The sequence below is a fragment of the Kitasatospora sp. NPDC059577 genome, assembly GCF_042735475.1.
Classification (GTDB): domain Bacteria; phylum Actinomycetota; class Actinomycetes; order Streptomycetales; family Streptomycetaceae; genus Kitasatospora.
In genome coordinates this window covers 103,302-120,195 of sequence record NZ_JBHWBZ010000010.1, presented here as the reverse complement: position 1 = coordinate 120,195, position 16,894 = coordinate 103,302, and the positions used below count along the sequence as shown (strand labels likewise).

Genomic DNA, 16,894 nt, shown 5'->3' with positions numbered 1-16,894 from the left:
GGCCCCGGCGTCAGCGGCCGAGCCACGGTCGCCACAGCTCCCGGTCCAGCAGGTGCGGCAGGGCCGTGAACTGCTGTTCCCAGTAGCGCCGTACGCCGGTCCGCGCGGTGGGCGCGGCCGGATCGCTGCGAGCCGTGCCCGCCGCGGGCAGCGCCACCGAGGCGAGCGGGCCGATGCGGGCGCCGCGCGCGGCCTTGGCGTCGTGGGATCCCGAGCCCAGGTGGAGACCGCGCAGACCGGCCTCGTAGCAGTACCGGAGCGGCTCGTAGATCACCACGTTGAAGTAGGGATAGGCCCCGGCCGCGGCATCGTGGTCGAACCCGGAGGCCCGCAGGTAGAGCCACTCCCCCCACCGGTAGGCGAGCGCCATCCCCACGGCCGTCGGCCCGCGCCGGCAGACGAACAGCACGCCGTTGCCGTCGAGGGCCGCGCTCTGCCGCTCGAAACGGTCGCGCAGCCGGGCCTCGTCCTCCTCGATCCCGTACTTCTCGTTGCCCAGCCGGGCGAACCGCGCGATCAGGCCGGGCCGCCCGGACGGGTCGAGCCGGACCGTGTCGAGGCCCCGCTCGGCGAAGCGCCGGAGCTCCTTGCGGGTCGTCTTGCGCCGGGTGGCGGTGAGGGCGGCGAGGTAGTCCTCGAAGCCGCTGCCGGGAGCATCGAGCCAGGCGTCGCCGCTGTAGCTGAGCACCGGCTCGACGTCCTCGGCGTACCCGCCGACCTGCTGCAGGCCGGGAGCGTCGAGGTACAGGAGGTACGCGTGTTCCTGTCCCTGCGCCGCGGCGAGGGCGGCCAGCCGGTCGAGCAGCGCGGCGACGGTGGCGCGCCGTTGCGGCTCGGTGAGCCGGTCGGCCAGCAGGATCCGGTTGCGGTAGCCGCTGCGGCTGCCGGCCAGGCAGTACCGGCCGTCCCGGCCCGGGGCGGCCGCGCGGAAGACCGACCCCGGGTCGTAGTAGGGGTTGGGCTCCCGGGCCGTCAGGTAGACCGGCAGCGCTCCGGCCGGCCCGGCGCCGTCGTGGGCCAGCAGGTAGTGGCACCGGCCCGGTGTCTCCTGTTCGACGAGGGTCAGCCACGCGTGGGAGGCGTACAGCCCGCCCCCGGCGGCCACCGTCGCCCAGTCCGCGGCCGGAACTGCCGCGAGCGTGTCGTGCACCCGTACCTGCATCGTGACGAAATCCCCTCGTGAATTGCCGGACCCACCGGCCGACGATGGTGCAATCGCCCGCGGAATGCGCGCCGGGCCGTCGCGGGACCGAATGTGCACGCGCTTGCACGCCGGACCTTCTGTGACATCATCCGACGGGGCGGAAATCGGACTGACGGTCATTCATCCGCCATGGTTTCCAGAGAGGGCTGAGATGGCAAGGGTTCTCATAGGCAACGACTGGGACGAAAACCTGGGAAAGCACGCCGACGGTGCCATCTGGTGGGTCAACCACTTCGTCTGGTTCGCCCGGAACCACGATGTCCTGGTCCTTCCGGAAGCTCCGGAGGAGGAATTCCTGCGATACGTGACCGCGCACACCGGAGTCGACCGGGAAACGCTCACCGTCGTGGTTCCGCCGAGGGAATCCTCGTCGAGTGCCGGAATGCTCACCGGGGAGCAGATCAGCGATCCGCAGCTGGCCGTCGAGGTGCTGGCCGCACTCGACGGGCGACCGGTGGACGAGGTGTTCGCGATGTGGCCGCACACCTCGGTGGCGGTGCTGGCCGACCGGCTGCGGGCCCGCTCGGCACTGCCCGGGTACGCGTTCGTCGACCAGGGCGGCGGCGCCGTGGTGACCAGCAAGGCGGTCTTCCGCGCGGCGGCCGCGGGCGCGGGGGCTCCCCTGCCGGAGGGCGCGGTGTGCGCGGACCTCCGGGCCGCCGAGGAGGCCGTCACCAGGCTGATCGAGCGGGGCCACAGTGCGATGGTGAAGCTCGAGTACGGCGCCGGCGGCGGGGGCAACGAGGTGCTCAGCCCGGTCGACGGCATGCGGCCGGTCGGCGCGCGGCGGACGGTGCGACTGACCGACCGGGCGGCGGTGCGCCGCCACCTGACGGAGAACTGGTCCTGGCTCACCGACGACGGTGCCCATCTGCTGGTCGTCGAACGGTACTTCAACGACAGTCGCGCCTACTACGCCGAGTTCTCCATCGAGGACGAGGAGGTCGTCTTCGGCGGTATCGGCGAACTGATGCACGCCCCGCGCTACCTGGCCGAGGTGACACCGCCCGAACTCGACGCCGAACTCCAGGCCGCGCTGATCGCCGGTGGACGGAAGGTGTGCGCGCCGCTGCACGCCATGGGCTACCGGGGCCGGCTGAGCGCGGACGCGATCATCACCCCGGACCGCCAGGTGCTCTTCACCGAGTGGAACGGCCGGATCACCAGCTCGACGCATGCCTACGACGTCCTCGGGGAGGTCGTGGTGGGCCCGGGCTACACCAAGGACCGGGTCCTGCTCACCAACGTCTGGCCACGCGGCTGGGCCACCCCGTCCTTCGAGGCGATGCGCGACGCCATCGCCGGTGCGGGGCTGGCCTACGACCCGGCCACCCGGACCGGCGTGATCGTGGTCAGCGGCTACAACCGGGAACGGCACGGCGCGACCTACTGCACGGTGGCGGCGGACCTCGACGACGCCTGGGAGGTCAACGAGAGGCTCGGCGAGCTGTTCATCCCCGCCTGAGAGGAGCGCAGCATGACCCGGAACCAGACCGAACACCCCGGCGACCGACCGCCGGCCGCCGCACCGCCGGGACCGGACGGGACGCTGATCCACCGGTTCCGCGGGACCGTCGCCCGGTTCGGCGACCGGCCCGCCGTGCACGGCCCCTCCGGCAGCCTGACCTACCGCGAGCTGGACGTCGCCTCGGACACCCTGGCCGCCCGGATCCGGTCCACGGCCGGCCCCGGCGACCTGGTCGCGCTCTGGTGCGGCCACGACATCGCGTCGGTCGTCGCCGCCCTGGCGGTGCTCAGGACCGGCGCCGCCTACCTGCCGCTCGACCCGCAGGAACCCGCGGCACGGTCGGGCGCCGCGCTCACCGCCACCGGTGCGGCGCTGATCCTGACCGACGCCGCCCACGCCCGGGCAGCCGAACGCGCCGCCGAGGGACGACCGGTGCTGCGCGTGCCGGCGACCGGGGACGGACCGGCCGACCCGACGACCGGGGCACCGGACACCGCGGGGGTACCGGGCACCGCGCGGGTACCGGACACCACGGGGGTACCGGACACCGCCGGGGCACCGGACACCGCCGGAGCGCCCGCCTGCGTCCGGCCGGACGGCACGTCGCGGACCGACCGGGAACTGCTGGCGCAGGCGCTCCGGTTCGCAGGACGCCTGGGCCTCACCCCCGAGGACCGGGTGCCGCTGATCGCCCGGCACGCCCTGGACGACGCGGCCCCGGAGCTGTTCGGCGCCCTGCTCAGCGGCGCGAGCCTGCACGTCGTCAATCCGTACGCGGCCCCGCCGGCGACCCTGCTGGGCGACCTCGCCCGGCAGCGGGCCACCGTCCTGCACTGCACGCCCGACCTGCTGCGGCTGTTCCTCGTCCAGCTGGCGGCCGGCGGGCCCGCGCCGGCGCTCCGCGCCGTGGCGGTGGCCGACGCCGACGCCGACGCCGACGCCGACGCCGACAGGACCGCGGGCTCCCCCCTCGCCGACAGCGAAACCGCGGACCTGGCACGGCACTTCCCCACGGCCGGACTGTTCGTCGAACCCGCGCCGCGGTACCGGCCCGAGCCCGCCGAGGCGGAAGTGCTGCTGCGCGCCCATCCCACGGTCCGGCACGCGGCCGTGTCGGCCGACCCGGCGGCGCCGCCCGGCGGCCGCCTGACCGGGTACGCCACCTCGCGCGGCCTGCAGGCCGCCGTGCCGGAGGAGTTGCTGCGGTACCTGCGCGAGGCACTGCCCGACTACGCGGTACCGCACCGGATCGTGGTGCTGCCGCGGCTGCCGCTGGATCCGGCCGGCCGGCTCGACCGCTCCCGGCTGCCCGCACCACCGGCGGCGGAGCCGGCGGACGACGTGCCGCGCACCGCGCAGGAGCGCCGGGTCGCCACGCTCTGGTGCGAGGTGCTCGGCCGTGACACCGCCGCGCTCCCGGACCAGTTCTTCGCCCACGGCGGCGACTCGGCCCGCGTCATGCAGCTGCTGCAGCGGGTCAGGGCCGAGTACGGCGTGGCCCTCTCCGTGCCGGCGTTCCTCGCCGCGCCCACCCTGAGGACCCTGATCCGGCTGCTCGCGGCCCCGCGCCCCGCCACGGCCACCGACTCCACCACCACCGGGCCCGGATCCGCCCGGGTGTCCGGACAACCACCGCAGAAGGAGGCAGGCCCATGCGCCTGAACAGCTACGACGGTTGGTCTCCGCTCCAGGAGGTCATCGTCGGGTCCGCCGAGAACTACACGACGCACGAGGCAGAACTCTCCTTCAAGCTGTTCTTCTACGACCAGCTCTCCGAACAGAAGTCCTTCTACGACCGGCAGTACTACCCGGTGATCTCCCCGCCCGGCGCCGGCGGGCGCCCGGAGGCGGGCGTGCAGTCGCCCATCAAGAGGCGGTACGTGGAGGAGCTGAACGAGGACGTCGAGGGCATCGCGCAGACCCTGGAGTCCCTCTCGGTCACGGTGCACCGGCCGATGCCGCTGGCCGAGGTCTCCCAGGTGGAGACCCTGGCCTGGCCGGCCGCGGTGCTGCCGCCGCTGAACATCAGGGACAACACCCTGATCCTCGGCGACGAGATCATCGAGACCCCGCCGCAGGTCCGGTCGCGGTACTTCGAGACGCAGCTGCTGAAGAAGGTGTTCCAGGGCTACTTCGAGCAGGGCGCCCGGTGGACGGTGATGCCCCGGCCGATCATGACGGACGCCTCCTTCGACCCGTCCTACGCCGAACGCTCGCCCGGCGGACCGGCCGAGTTCATCAAGCAGCCCTCGGCCTCGCCGTACGACACGGGATTCGAGATGATGATCGACGGCGCCCAGTGCCTGCGCCTGGGCAGGGACCTGATGATCAACGTCTCGACGAAGAACCACGCCCTGGGCGTGGACTGGCTCGAACGCCACCTGGAGGGCCGGTTCCGGATCCACCGTGTCTCGATGACGGACAACCACATCGACAGCATGGTGCTGGCCCTGCGCCCCGGCCTCCTCCTGGTGCGCACGCCGCGGGTCGCCGAGATGCTGCCCGAACCGCTGCGCAAGTGGGACATGATCTTCGCGCCCGAGCCGGAGGTCAACGCCTTCCCGTCCTACGACGACGACGACCTGGTGCTCACCAGCCCGTACATCGACCTCAACGTCCTCTCGGTCGACCCGGAGACGGTCCTGGTGAACGAGGCGTGCCCGGAGCTGATGCGGACCCTGGAGCGGCACGGCTTCACCGCCGTCCCGGTCCGCCACCGGCACCGCCGGCTGTTCGGCGGCGGGCTGCACTGCTTCACCCTGGACACCGTCCGCCGTGGCTCGGTGCTGGAGGACTACCTCGGCTGAGCCGTGGAAAGCCGTTCAGGGGCGGTCCCGTGGCGGGACCGCCCCTGAACGTCCGCGCCCGACGAACCCGGCCAGCCCGGACCCGGGGCCCGTCTTCGGCCCCCGCCCGCGGACGGCGGGGGCGTGGAGACGGACCCTAGGAGTCCCGGCGCATGGCGTCGCGCGGCACCAGGCAGTCGAACGGCGGCTGTTCGCGCGGGATGTGCGGGACCCGTTCCAGCCCCAGCCGGATCCGAAGCCAGGCCCACAGGTCCAGGTGCGGCTTGCGGCTGCGGTGGCGGAAGGTCTCCCCCGTGTCCTCCTGCGGGACGGTCCGCAGCACGGTGCCGCCGGCCTCGAAGACGGTGAGGATCTCCGTCAGGCGGTCGATCGCCAGGTGCACCGAACGGTCGTAGAGGTGTTCGTCGTTGTCCTGCGGCAGGACCTCCGGCCGGACCACCTCGACCAGTTCGCCGCCGTCCAGCCGGGAGGTGACCAGGTGCAGGCTGGCACCGATGCGGTGGTAGTCCTTGCGCAGGAAGGCGAAGAAGACGCAGTGGTTGCCCTTGTACTGGGGGAGGTACCCCCCGTGGATGTTGATCATCAGACCGCCGGCCTCGATGACCGGGCGCCTGAGGTAGGTCGTCCCGCAGACGACCGTCACGTCCGGCGCCAGCCCTGCGAGGAAGTCCACGGCCTCCGGGGAGTTGATCCAGTCGACCCGCAGGACCCGCTCCGGTGCGGGACCCACCGGGGGCGTCAGCGCGGCGAAGTACCGGCGCCGGTACGCCGACCGGCCGGTCCACCGCTGGCGGCGGACCTGGTACGCCCGGGCGACCGCGTCCGTCCGGGCACGCCGCGCCCAGAGCCGGCGCTGCTGCTCGGCGCCCGGTTCGACGACGACCCCGACCAGGTCCAGGTCCCGCGCGACCCGGGCTACCAGGTAGCGGTGGTGCGGGTCGTCCGAGCACAGGACGGCCACCCGCAGCCGGTCGCCGGGGGCAACCGGGGTGCCCGGGGTGTCCCCGGCATCCCCGGCGTCTCCGGTGCGATGCCACTCGTTGCCGTTGCGCCGCTCCAGCCTCATCGCAGCCCCCGGCCACCGGGCAGGACGGCGGGCGTCAGCAACGGCTCCGCGGCCGGGCGGTACCGGGCGGGCCGGAGGAAGCGGTCCAGGCGCTGCGGGTGGTACAGCTCGTGCATCGGGTGCGGGCGTCCCTTCAGGGCGGCGACGACGGCCTGTGCCACGCTCGGCGCCTGGGCGAAGCCGCCCGTGTTGTGGCCACCGGTGATGACACCGACCCCGCCGGCGGTGGTGGGCATCGTCTCGAAGATGCCGAGGTTGGCGGAGGTCCAGGGGCGCACGCAGACCCGACGGCTGCGGCGCAGCGAACCGTCCTCGCGGGCCAGGGCGTACGCCTTCGGGAAGAACTGCCGACAGGTGTCCTCGACCGCGGCGAACATCGTCTCCAGCGCGGCGGGATCGACGTCGGCGGGGTCCTCGCCGGTGTGGCCGTAACCGGATCCCACGACCAGGAGCGGGCGGCCGTGCGCGTCGGTCGCCCGGGTGACGTTCGCGTCCTCGGCCGGGTGTCCGCGCCGGGCGATCTTCAACGACCGGCGCAACTCCGGCTCCAGATCGGGCAGTTCCATCCAGACCCCGAGCACACCGTGGATCCGGCCGGCAGACCGGGTGCCGGCCAGCAGCTCCCGGCCGTAGGCCCCCGGGGAGATGACGAAGCCGTCGGCCGTCAACGACCCGTCGGGCAGGCGCAGGCCGTGCAGCCGTCCGTCGGCGGCGCGTTCCAGCCCTTCGACGGGGGTGGACCAGCGGAACACCGCCCCGGCCCGCTCCAGCCAGGAGATCAACCGGGCCATGAAGGAGTGCACGTTGACCGTGAACCCGGGCACCTCCAGGCCGCCCACCAGCTCGTCGGTCGCACCGTCGAGGCCGGGGTGACGCCGGCGGAGCGCCTCCGGGCCGAGGACACGACGCACCGCGCCGAGCGTCACGTGGCGCCGCGTCGACTGCTCCAGCTGTGCCTCGTCCGTGTAGAGCCGGAGAATGCCCGGCGAGTACCCCACGTCCCGGAAGAGCCCGGGGCATTCGTGCCGGAGCGAATGCCAGAGCGTGTGGCTCTCCCGGTTGAACGAGATGATGTCGTCGTGGTAGATCTGGGCCAACCAGCCCGGGACGCTTTCGAATTCCGATATCCAGTGCTCTTCCGCGGCCGTGAACGGCCTCGCCTTCACGTTCCAGCCGCGGGCGTCCAGGGAGCGGCGGAACACCCCGTTGACGAGCGGCCGGTCGGCGGCGCTCCTGGCGTGGTAGTCGTCGGCCTCGGTCAGGGTGAACATCCGGGCGTCGCCGCCGGACCGGCTGCAGCCGTACGCCGACCAGTGCAGCGCCCTCCGCGGGTCGGGCCGCGCGTCGAGGATCCGGAGCCGGTGGCCGGCGCGGACCAGCTGCCAGGCGGTCAGCAGATTGACGACCCCGGCCCCGACCAGGACGACGTCCCGGACGGGGGATTCCGGCAGCGCCGTCTGCCCGCCGTCCGGGCGGCCGTGCTGCTCGGCGTGCCGGAGCACGGTCAGGAACGCCTGGGCCGGTGAGCCGGTGACCTCGACGAGCGGTGACGGGGCGTCCGCCGGCCCGACCGGGAGCGCGGCCGCCTCGAACGCCCGCACCGTCACCGGGTTTCGGCCGGAGGGGGTGTCCTCCCCGTCCGGGCCCGTGCCGTCGTCGGCCACGACGACCGCACGCCGGGCGTCGGTGACGGGCCCCGGGCGGTCCCGCGGGTGTGTCCCGTCCTCGACCAGGTCGCGCACCTCGCGGTCGACCGGGCCGGTTACGAATATGGGCATGGTGATTCCCTACGATCGTTCGTTCTGAGGTGGGGCCGGTCCGGGGGTCAGCCGAGCCGCTCGACGGCCAGCGACGACCAGGAGCTGGGGCCGTCGCCGAAGGCCAGGACGTGCGCTCCGGGCCGGATCTCACCGCGGTCGGCGCAGTGGGCCAGGGACACCAGGCTGTCCGCGGAGAAGCAGTGCCCGAACTCGGCCACCGGGCCGACCAGCAGGCGGTCGAGCGGCACGCCCATGGCCGAGCAGAGGAACTGCTGCGCGACGGTGCGGTAGTTGGGGAAGAGGAGGTGGTCGAAGTCCTCCACCGCGCGTCCGGTCCGCCGCGCGATCTCCTCCGTGCCCGCCACGGCCAGTGCGACGGTGGCCAGGATCCGGTCGCCGGCGGCGCCCCCGGCGCCGGCCACGGCCCCGGTGACCGTGGAGACGCCGTGCACCGCGAACCGCACGCCGTCCGGCCCCGGATCCTCGACGGTGACCAGGCAGGCGGCCGCACCGTCGCTGACCACGGAGAGCGTGTCGGCCTGGCTTCGGTCGCCGTCCAGCACCCGGTCGGCCAGCAGGAGGAGCACCCGGTGGTGCTCCCCGGAGGCGAGCGCCTGGGCGGCGAGGTGCAGCGCCGGGCCGAGGTTGCCGCAGTCGTGCCCGGAGACCCGCAGGTACCGGATGGCGGGCAGGCCGAGCTCGCACACCAGCCGGGACAGCGAGTCGCTGCTCCCGTGGTCGTTCTCCGTCACGTAGACCAGCAGGTCGGGCGGTTCGGCGGCGGCCTCGACGGTGTGGGCGGCGGCCGCCGCGGCGAGCCGCCAGATGTCCCGGTCGTCGGCCCGGTACCAGGACAGGCCGCTCGCCGGGTCGAGCAGTTCGGGGTCCAGCCGTCCGGACAGTTCGGCGATCGGGCGGCGTTCACCGTGCACGTAGGCGATGGCGGAGAGGTGGAGGGCGGTCATCGGCCGCCGCCGGAGGTCACGTCCACGAGACCACGGTGCGGTCGTCGATGAACCCCATCAGGAAGGACAGGTTGGTCCGGTTCCCCTTGCTGGTGTCCACCGCGTGCACGAAGGCGCCGTTGAAGACGTACACGTCGCCGCGTTCGACGTCGATGCGCAGCTCGTCGAACCCGGTGAGGGTGTCGGCCGGGTAGGAGAACCCGGTGTGCTCGATGCCCAGGCGGCGCCGGCTCTCGTCGTCCGGGCGGATGTTCCAGATCACCAGCCGTCCGCCCTCCTCGTGCTCGACGCACATGTTGACCGCGCAGACCTCGTAGTCGCGCACGCCCTGGATCTCGAACCCGGCCTGCCGCGGATCGGCGCACTGCGCCTCGTCCTCGTGGGGTTCGAGGGCGAAACTTCCCTCCTTGTCCCAGGCCCGGATCAGCGCCGGGCAGGCCTCCGCGCCCCGGTGCTCGGCGATCCGCAGCACGGCGCCGTGCCGGGCGAGTTCCGCCGACAGTCCCGAACGGAAGCTCTGCCAGGGCGAGTCGGGCACGTCGAGCACCTCGCGGACGTGCGCCGCGACCTCGCCGGTCTCGACGAGGTAGGTCTCGGTCGACTTGTTCCAGTGGTAGGAGCCGATGTAGTGCGAGGGCTCCCCCTCGCGGTGCCGGCGCGCCGGGCTGGACCAGAACCGGGCGACCGATTCCTTCTGCGCCCCGTCCGGTATCACGTTGCGGAAGATCACGCCGAGCCGCTGTCCGCGCAACACCTCCAGGACCGGCCCGGGGTCGAACTCGGTCCGTTCCTCCAAGCGGAAGAACTCCGGATCCGCCTGGAAACCGGCGACTTGACGCGGTGCTGGACTCACGAGGGAACCGCCTTCCCGTTGGCGTGGCTGGAGCGTTCGGCAGCGCCGAGGTGCTCGGCAGGGTCGCAGTGTGCGGGGCGTTCGCAGTGGCCGGGGTGTTCGCAGTGGCCGGGGTGTTCGGCACGGCCCGGATGTTCGGTACGGCCGGAGCGGCTCGGTGCGGGCGCGGTGGGCGCGCCGGTGCCGGTCAGCACGGGAGCCCCCTCACGCGCTCGGCCCCCGCCGGACGGCGAAGGTGTCGCCCACGACGTAGCCGTCCAGGCCGTGCTCCTCGCCGTACCGGATCAGGTCGCTGGTCCGGTTGATGAATCCGCGACCGGAGAAGTTGAGCGAGGTGTTGCACAGCACGCTGAATCCGGTCAGGTCGCGGAAGGCGCCGAGCAGTCGGGCCATCTCCGGGTTCTGTTCCGGGGTCACCGTCTGGGCTCGCGCGGTCCCGTCGACGTGGGTGACGGCCCGCAGTTCCTCGGACCGCACCTGGCTGAAGTAGAGCATGTACGGGTCGGGGATCGAGCCGCTGAACCAGCGGTCGGCGTCCTCCTCCAGGCAGATCGGGGCGATCGGCCGGTACCCCTCGCGCTGCTTGATCCGGTTGAGCCGGGTCGTCGTGTCGGTGCTGAAGGGCGCGGCCAGGACGGACCGGTTTCCGAGCGCGCGCGGCCCCATCTCCCAGCGGCCCTGCGCCCAGGCGATCACCCGGCCGTCGGCCAGGAAGCGGGCCACCTCGGCGAAGTCCAGCGGCCGCACGTCGTACGCGGCCGGGTCGAAGGCCGCGTCCTCCACGAAGGCGTCCCCGGCGTAGACGTCCCAGGAGACCGCGGCCGAGCCGGTGTAGTGGAGCTGCGCGTCGATCGCGGTGCCGAGCGCGGAGCCGCTGTCGTTCGGACAGGGCGGCACGAACACCTCGGGGAAGAGACCGCATTCGCGCCAGCGGCGGTTCCACTCGCAGTTGAGCGCGCACCCTCCGGATATCAGCAGCGGGTAGCCCTCGGTGAGTTCCTTCGCGGCGTACTCGTGGAACCGGTCGAAGATCGCGTCCGAGAGTTTGGCCGCCAGGTTCCTGTACTCCTGGGACTCCACGCCGATGTTGTGGAACGGCGTCCAGGTCATGTCGCCCTTGGCCAGGTTCAGGATGATCTGGTCCTGGTCCAGGATGAAGTCGATCAGTTCCTGCTCGGCCCGGGTCGTGCCACCCGGCTGCGCGAAGCCCGTCAGGGCCATCTGCTTCCCGGCGTCCTGGAGGCGGAGCAGTCCCTTGTTCGCCGGGAAGCGCGGATCGGCGAGGGCGAACAGGTAGGCGTACTTGTTCCCGGGGTCGGCCAGCACGTGGCGCAGGTGGGTGACCTCGCCGCGCTCGTCGACCAGGTAGAAGGAGCCGATGTTCCCCTCCCAGACCAGGCAGTAGCAGGGCCGGCCGGGCCGGAAGGAGGAGAGGCCGAGCGCGGTCATGATGTGGGACCGCTCGTGCGTCGACGAGAAGACCCGGACCTCCTGGCCGAAGAACGTCCCGGCCTGGTCCGAGACCGAGCCCGGGCCCACCCCGAAGTAGCCCGTCCTGGAGGGTGGTTCGACGGAGAACGCACCCTTGACCCAGCCTCCGACCGCCAGCGCGTCGGGGATCCGGCCGAGCCGTTCCGCGGCGAGCAGCAGCACCTCGGCGGTCAGCCGGTCGTAACGCGGGAAGGAGTCCTTCTCCGCTTCCAGGGAGAACAGCAGCCGGCCGTCCTCGATCGCGGCGATCGCACCGTCATGACCTTCTTTGAATCCCAGAATCAGCATCCTGCCCACCTCCGTGCGGTCTGCCTGCTTCGCGTTCGACCAGGGCCGTGCGATCGAGCTTTCCGTTGTGTGTCCGGGGGAACGAGTCCACGATCACGAATCGGGACGGCACCATGAAATCAGGCATTCTTCCGGCCGCATAGGCGCGTAGGTCACGCTCGGACACCCCTTTTCCCATTCGATGACGAATCGTCATGTAGGCCACCAGGAACCGGTCTTCGTGTTTGTCCTGCGCGGCGACGACGGCTGCTTCGCCGATCTCCGGATGCGCCGCCAGGACGGACTCGACCTCGGCGAGATCGACCCGGACGCCGCGGATCTTCACCTGCTCGTCCACCCTGCCGACGAACTCCAGCGCCCCGTCGCCCGACCTGCGCACCAGGTCGCCGGTGCGGTACATCCGGCTGCCCGGCGGCCCGAAGGGGTCGGCGACGAACCGTTCGGCCGTCGGTCCGGGCCGGCCCAGGTAGCCGTGGGCGAGCCCCTCCCCCGCGGCGTACAGCTCGCCGGCCTCCCCGTCGGCGACCGGCCGCAGCCGCTCGTCCAGCACACGGACGTGCTTGCCGGCCAGGCGGTGGCCGATCGGCACCGAGGGCCGGGCGGCGCTGTCGGCGGTGACCCGGTGCGTCGTCACGAAGACCATGCACTCGACCGGCCCGTAGCCGTTGACGAGGCGCAGCTGCGGGTGCTCCCGGAGCACGTGCGCGGCGAGGTCGGGCGAGAGCGCCTCGCCACCGACCAGGAGGTCCCGAAGCTTCGCGAAGGTCTCCGGAGCGGTGTCCGCGATCACGTGGAACAGGACGGTCGGCAGGTTCATCGTGGTGATGCCGTGGGTCGCGACGAGCTGCGCCATCCGGAGCGGATCGGGGCTGCCCGGATGGATCACGCAGGCGCCGCCGGTGAGCAGCGGCCCCCAGAGCTCCAGAGCGAACGCGTCCCAGGAGACCGGCGCGCACTGCAGCCAGACGGTCTCCGGGCCGAACCGGGTGTACCGCTGCCCGAGGACGGTGCCGACGATCGCGCGGTGCGGGGCGGACACCGCCTTGGGCCGGCCGGTCGAGCCGGACGTGAAGATCACGCAGGCGGCGTCCTCCGGTCCGGCGCGGACGGCGCCGCGGGGCAGCGCCGGGCCGGGGCCGGTCAGCGGGACGAAGCCCGCCGGGGTGCCGAGGCGGCCCGCGTCCGCCGCCGTGCGGGCGACGACCACGGCGGGCGCCGCGTCCTCGGCCATGGCACGCAGCCGCTCCACCGGGAAGGCCCGGTCCAGCATCAGGTAGCCGGCGCCGGCCTTCAGTGCGGCCAGGATCGCCACGACCATCCCGGCGCCTCGGTCCAGGTGGACGCCGACCAGCGCACCGCGCCGTACGCCGGCGTCCGCCAGCCGTCGGGCCAGCCGGTCCGCCCGTGCGTCCAGCTCGCCGTAGCTGAGCCGCTCCTCCGCACACGCCACCGCCAGGGCGCCGGGCGCGGCGGCGGCCCGTTCCTCGAAGACCTCGTGCAGGCACCGCGCGGCCGCCGCCCGGGTCCGCCGGTACGGCGCGCCGGCGGCGGATCCGGTGTCGGGCGGGGTGTCGGGTCCGGTGTCGACGCCCACCGCTACGCGTCCCGGCCGGTGCTGCCCGGGGCTGCGGACCGGCGGGAGATCGGCGGCAGCGGGTCCGTGCGGTCCGAGTCGCCGAGCCGACGGGCGACCCCGGTCACCGTGGGTTCGTCGAAGAACTCCCGGACGCCGAACCTGACTCCCAGGACCGAACGGATCCGGCTGACCAGCCGGGTGGCCGCCAGGGAGTGCCCGCCGAGCAGGAAGAAGTCGTCGTCGACCGCGACCGTCGTCCGCTTGAGCACCTCGGCGAACAGCCCGCACAGGGTCTCCTCCAGCGGCGTCCGTGCCCGGTCCGCCGCCCGGTCCGCCGTCCGGTCCGCCGTCCGGGCGGGCTCCCGCGACCGTGGGACGGCCGCCCGTTCGAGTCCGCTCGGCCGGTGCACGGCCCGGGCCCGGTCGAGCGGGAAGCGCAGGTCGGCCCGGCCGATCGGCGCATCGGGGTCCGCGGCCACGGCTTCCAGCAGCAGCACCAGGCCGTGGGCCAGCCGCTGCGCGGTCGCCCGGTCGAAGAGGTCCACCGCGAAGGCCAGGATGCCGTCGATGCCGTCCGGGCCGCCGGTCGCGGTGCGGGTCGGGTTCAGGTCGAAGACGAGGTCCAGCGTCCCGCTGTCCGTGTCGATGCTCTCGTGGCGGGAGCGCACGTCCTTCAGCCGCAGCGTGTTCTCCACGCCGTCGCCGAACGCGATCGAGACCTGGTGGAGCGGGTGGCGGTCGACCGACCGTTGCGGGTTGAGCGCGTGCACCAGCTTCTCGAAGGGCAGTTCCTGCCGTTCGAACGCGGCGAGGTCGGTGTCCCGGACCCGGCGCAGCAGTGCGCGGAAGCTCGGGTCGCCGGAGGTGTCGGCGCGCAGCACCACGGTGTTCACGAAGAAGCCGACCAGGTCGTTCAGCGCGTCGTCACCGCGGTCGGCGACCTGGGTGCCCACCGGGATGTCCGGGCCGGCTCCCAGCCGGGTCAGCAGTGCGGCGACGGCGGCGTGCAGCACCATGAACAGGGTCGCCTCGCCCTCCCGCGCGGTCTCCTGGAGGCGACCGTGCAGTCCGGCCTCGATCCGGAACGGGACGGTGCCGAGCACCCGGCTGGGCACCGGCGGCCGCGGGCGGTCCACCGGGAGCTCCAACTCCTCCGGCAGTCCGGCCAGTTCACCGCACCAGTGGGTCAGCAGTCCGGCCAGGGCGCTCTGTGGGTCGTCCTCGTCGCCGAGCGCCGCGCGCTGCCACACCGCGTAGTCCCGGTACTGGACCGGGAGCGGGGACCACTGCGGCTCGTCACCGGCCAGCCGGGCCTCGTAGGCCCGGGCCAGGTCCCCCCAGAACGGTCCGGCCGACCAGGCGTCCCACACGATGTGGTGGAACACCAGCAGCAGCACGTGCTCCTGCGGTCCCACGGCGAACAGCCACGCGCGCAGCGGCCGGTCCGCCGTCAGGTCGAAGCCCCGGCCGGCGGCTTCGGCCACCCGCGCCCGCACGTCCGGCTCGCTCGATTCCGTCACCACCAGGGCCGGGCGGCCCTCCACCGCGGGCAGCACCCGCTGGGACGGGTCGCCGTCGACCAGCGGGAACACCGTGCGCAGGATCTCGTGCCGAACCACCACGTCCCCGAGCGCCGCCTCCAACGCCCCGGCGTCCAGCGGACCGGACAACCGGAACGCCTCCGCCGAGTTGTGGGCGGCCGAGAAGCCCTCGACCTGGTTCAGGAACCAGAACCGCTCCTGTCCGAACGACAGCGGCACCGCAGCCATTTCCCCTCCTTCTGCTGCCGGGTCGAGGCAGCCCGCAGCCGACATCAGGCGGTCGGGGCCACCGACGGCTTCCCGACCGGGCCCGTCGGCCGCAGGTCCTGCCAGTTCCTCTCGATGAATGCGAGGCATTCCGCGCGGCTCGCCTTCTGCCGGGCGATCCGCCAGCCCGTGGGCGCGTCGCGGAACTCGGGCCAGAGCGAATGCTGCCCCACCTCGTTGACCAGGACCACGAAGGAGGCCTCAGGGTCGTCGAACGGGTTCAATTCTCCACCTTTCCGCGTGCCGCGTTCCCCGTCGGTGTCGCCTCGGGGCCGCCCCGGCATCTCGACCACTACATCCGACCGGACCGGGCGTGCACAAGCATTTCCCGACGCCTCGGACGACACCGTTCAACCGCGACGATCTGTCAGTTGCACGGCGCCGCAAGGCCTTTCCGGATTTCCGTCGAATCGCCGACCCGAATCGCCGACCCGGATTGCCGGACCGATTTCCCGGTCACCGCCCGGTCGCCGGCCCGTCCGGTCGCCTGCCGGCCACCCCGGTCGTCCCACCACCCGGTCATGCCGGCGGCGGGACGGCGACCGGCCGGACGGCGACCGGCCGCGTGGCGCTGTGGACCGAGCCGCCGGCCACCACGACGGCCCGAACGGCGTGCTCGGGGTGCGCGAAGGCGTCCTCCGCCACCTCGACCTCGGCCCGGACCCTGAGCGGGCTTCCGGGCACCAGCCGGAGCCGCTGCGGCTCCGGCACCGCCAGACCGTGGGCGGCTCCCCTGGCGACCTGGACCAGCACCGCCGCCGGGAGACCCTCCCCCGCCCCGTCGACTGCCGTGACCGTGACCTCGACCGTCACCGTCCCCGGACTCCGCCAGACCGGCGGGCAGTCGATGCTGATGTCGCGGACCGGCGAACCGGTGGGGAGGTCGAGCACCGGGCCGCAGGTGTGGCAGGCCAGGACCGCGCGCTCCAGCCCGGGGTGGGCCGGGTGCCGACCCGTCACGGTGGCCGTCGGCCCCCCGCAGTACGGGCAGCGCGCGGTGCCGGGAACGGCCGTCGTCTCCAGGAAGTCCTCCCAGACCTCGTTCAGGGAGGACTCGCTGACCTGTCCGAAGTCGTACAGGTCGAGCGCGACGCCGTACTCCGCCTCGGCCACCCGCTCCAGCAGCCGCTCCACCGGGTCGGCGTCGGCGTCGGCGTCGGTCGCCACGACCGACGGGTCCCCCTTGAGCACGGCCACCGCCGTGCTGACCCGGGCGTCGAGCTCCGGCAGGCCGTCGGCCGGCAGCAGCCCGGCCAGCGGAAGCTCGCGCAGGGCCCGGATCGCCCGGCCCGCCTGCCGCAGCCGGGCCCTGGTCCGGTCGTCCGGGGTCGCGGCGGCCGGGTCGCCCGGGGGCGGGTCGGTCTCGCCGACCAGCGCGACGAGGTCCTCCAGCCGGACCGGACCGGCCCCGGGGACGGGCACCACCCACGGCAGGCCGAGCACCAGGTAGTGCGGCACCTCCCGGCCGGCGGCCCGCCGGTTCAGCAGGACGCCGAGCCGGCCCACGGGGGGGGCCCCCCCCCCGGGCCCGGGGGGGGGGGGGGTGTGGGCGTCGGCCGGTAACATCCGGTGCCCGGCGCCGCTGTCAGCCCCCGCCGGGCCCGGCGC

General features: G+C 73.3%; 14 protein-coding genes. 3 read left to right on the top strand and 11 right to left on the bottom strand.

Annotated elements, in window-relative coordinates; translation table 11 throughout:
- Window positions 1–10: 10 nt before the first annotated feature.
- Window positions 11–1,162, bottom strand: coding sequence for a GNAT family N-acetyltransferase (locus ACFV0O_RS12015; RefSeq protein WP_380339807.1), 1,152 nt, complete (start codon window positions 1,160–1,162; stop codon window positions 11–13).
- Window positions 1,163–1,355: 193 nt separating this feature from the next.
- Between ACFV0O_RS12015 and ACFV0O_RS12010 the strand changes: the two genes are divergently transcribed.
- The 3 genes from ACFV0O_RS12010 to ACFV0O_RS12000 are packed head-to-tail and all read left to right on the top strand — an operon-like array spanning window position 1,356 to window position 5,479.
- Window positions 1,356–2,669, top strand: coding sequence for a peptide ligase PGM1-related protein (locus ACFV0O_RS12010; RefSeq protein ID WP_380339804.1), 1,314 nt, complete (start codon window positions 1,356–1,358; stop codon window positions 2,667–2,669).
- A gap of 12 nt (window positions 2,670–2,681) precedes the next feature.
- The gene (locus ACFV0O_RS12005) at window positions 2,682–4,334 is read left to right on the top strand and encodes an AMP-binding protein (RefSeq protein ID WP_380339800.1); all 1,653 of its coding nucleotides are present in this window, start codon (window positions 2,682–2,684) and stop codon (window positions 4,332–4,334) included.
- The gene (locus tag ACFV0O_RS12000) at window positions 4,325–5,479 is read left to right on the top strand and encodes a glycine amidinotransferase (RefSeq protein ID WP_360262611.1); all 1,155 of its coding nucleotides are present in this window, start codon (window positions 4,325–4,327) and stop codon (window positions 5,477–5,479) included. Before ACFV0O_RS12005 ends, ACFV0O_RS12000 begins: the two co-directional genes overlap by 10 nt.
- Before the next feature lie 136 nt (window positions 5,480–5,615).
- Here the strand turns inward: ACFV0O_RS12000 and ACFV0O_RS11995 are convergent, their stop codons facing one another.
- From ACFV0O_RS11995 to ACFV0O_RS11950, 10 genes are all read right to left on the bottom strand, one after another.
- Window positions 5,616–6,545, bottom strand: a complete 930-nt coding sequence (locus ACFV0O_RS11995; protein ID WP_380339796.1) for a formyl transferase — start codon at window positions 6,543–6,545, stop codon at window positions 5,616–5,618.
- Window positions 6,542–8,323, bottom strand: coding sequence for an NAD(P)/FAD-dependent oxidoreductase (locus ACFV0O_RS11990; RefSeq protein WP_380339793.1), 1,782 nt, complete (start codon window positions 8,321–8,323; stop codon window positions 6,542–6,544). The genes ACFV0O_RS11995 and ACFV0O_RS11990 overlap by 4 nt, the downstream gene beginning before the upstream one ends.
- Before the next feature lie 47 nt (window positions 8,324–8,370).
- Entirely contained in the window at window positions 8,371–9,270 is a 900-nt protein-coding gene (locus ACFV0O_RS11985; protein ID WP_380339791.1) for a 3-oxoacyl-[acyl-carrier-protein] synthase III C-terminal domain-containing protein, read from the bottom strand.
- A 16-nt stretch (window positions 9,271–9,286) separates the two neighbouring features.
- Window positions 9,287–10,123, bottom strand: a complete 837-nt coding sequence (locus tag ACFV0O_RS11980) for a hypothetical protein (RefSeq protein ID WP_380339788.1) — start codon at window positions 10,121–10,123, stop codon at window positions 9,287–9,289.
- Window positions 10,120–10,317: a hypothetical protein gene (locus ACFV0O_RS11975; protein WP_380339785.1), complete on the bottom strand. Its 198-nt coding sequence runs from the start codon at window positions 10,315–10,317 to the stop codon at window positions 10,120–10,122. The genes ACFV0O_RS11980 and ACFV0O_RS11975 overlap by 4 nt, the downstream gene beginning before the upstream one ends.
- 10 nt (window positions 10,318–10,327) lie before the next feature.
- Complete coding sequence (locus ACFV0O_RS11970) at window positions 10,328–11,902, bottom strand: carbamoyltransferase C-terminal domain-containing protein (protein ID WP_380339782.1); 1,575 nt, start codon at window positions 11,900–11,902, stop codon at window positions 10,328–10,330.
- A complete protein-coding gene (locus tag ACFV0O_RS11965) occupies window positions 11,871–13,496 on the bottom strand; it encodes an amino acid adenylation domain-containing protein (protein WP_380339779.1) in 1,626 nt (541 codons plus the stop codon). Before ACFV0O_RS11965 ends, ACFV0O_RS11970 begins: the two co-directional genes overlap by 32 nt.
- Window positions 13,497–13,498: 2 nt before the next feature.
- A complete protein-coding gene (locus ACFV0O_RS11960) occupies window positions 13,499–15,247 on the bottom strand; it encodes a condensation domain-containing protein (RefSeq protein ID WP_380339777.1) in 1,749 nt (582 codons plus the stop codon).
- 44 nt (window positions 15,248–15,291) lie between these two features.
- Entirely contained in the window at window positions 15,292–15,510 is a 219-nt protein-coding gene (locus ACFV0O_RS11955) for an MbtH family protein (RefSeq protein WP_380339774.1), read from the bottom strand.
- Window positions 15,511–15,805: 295 nt separating this feature from the next.
- Entirely contained in the window at window positions 15,806–16,792 is a 987-nt protein-coding gene (locus ACFV0O_RS11950) for a hypothetical protein (RefSeq protein WP_380339772.1), read from the bottom strand.
- Between the last annotated feature and the right edge of the window lie 102 nt (window positions 16,793–16,894).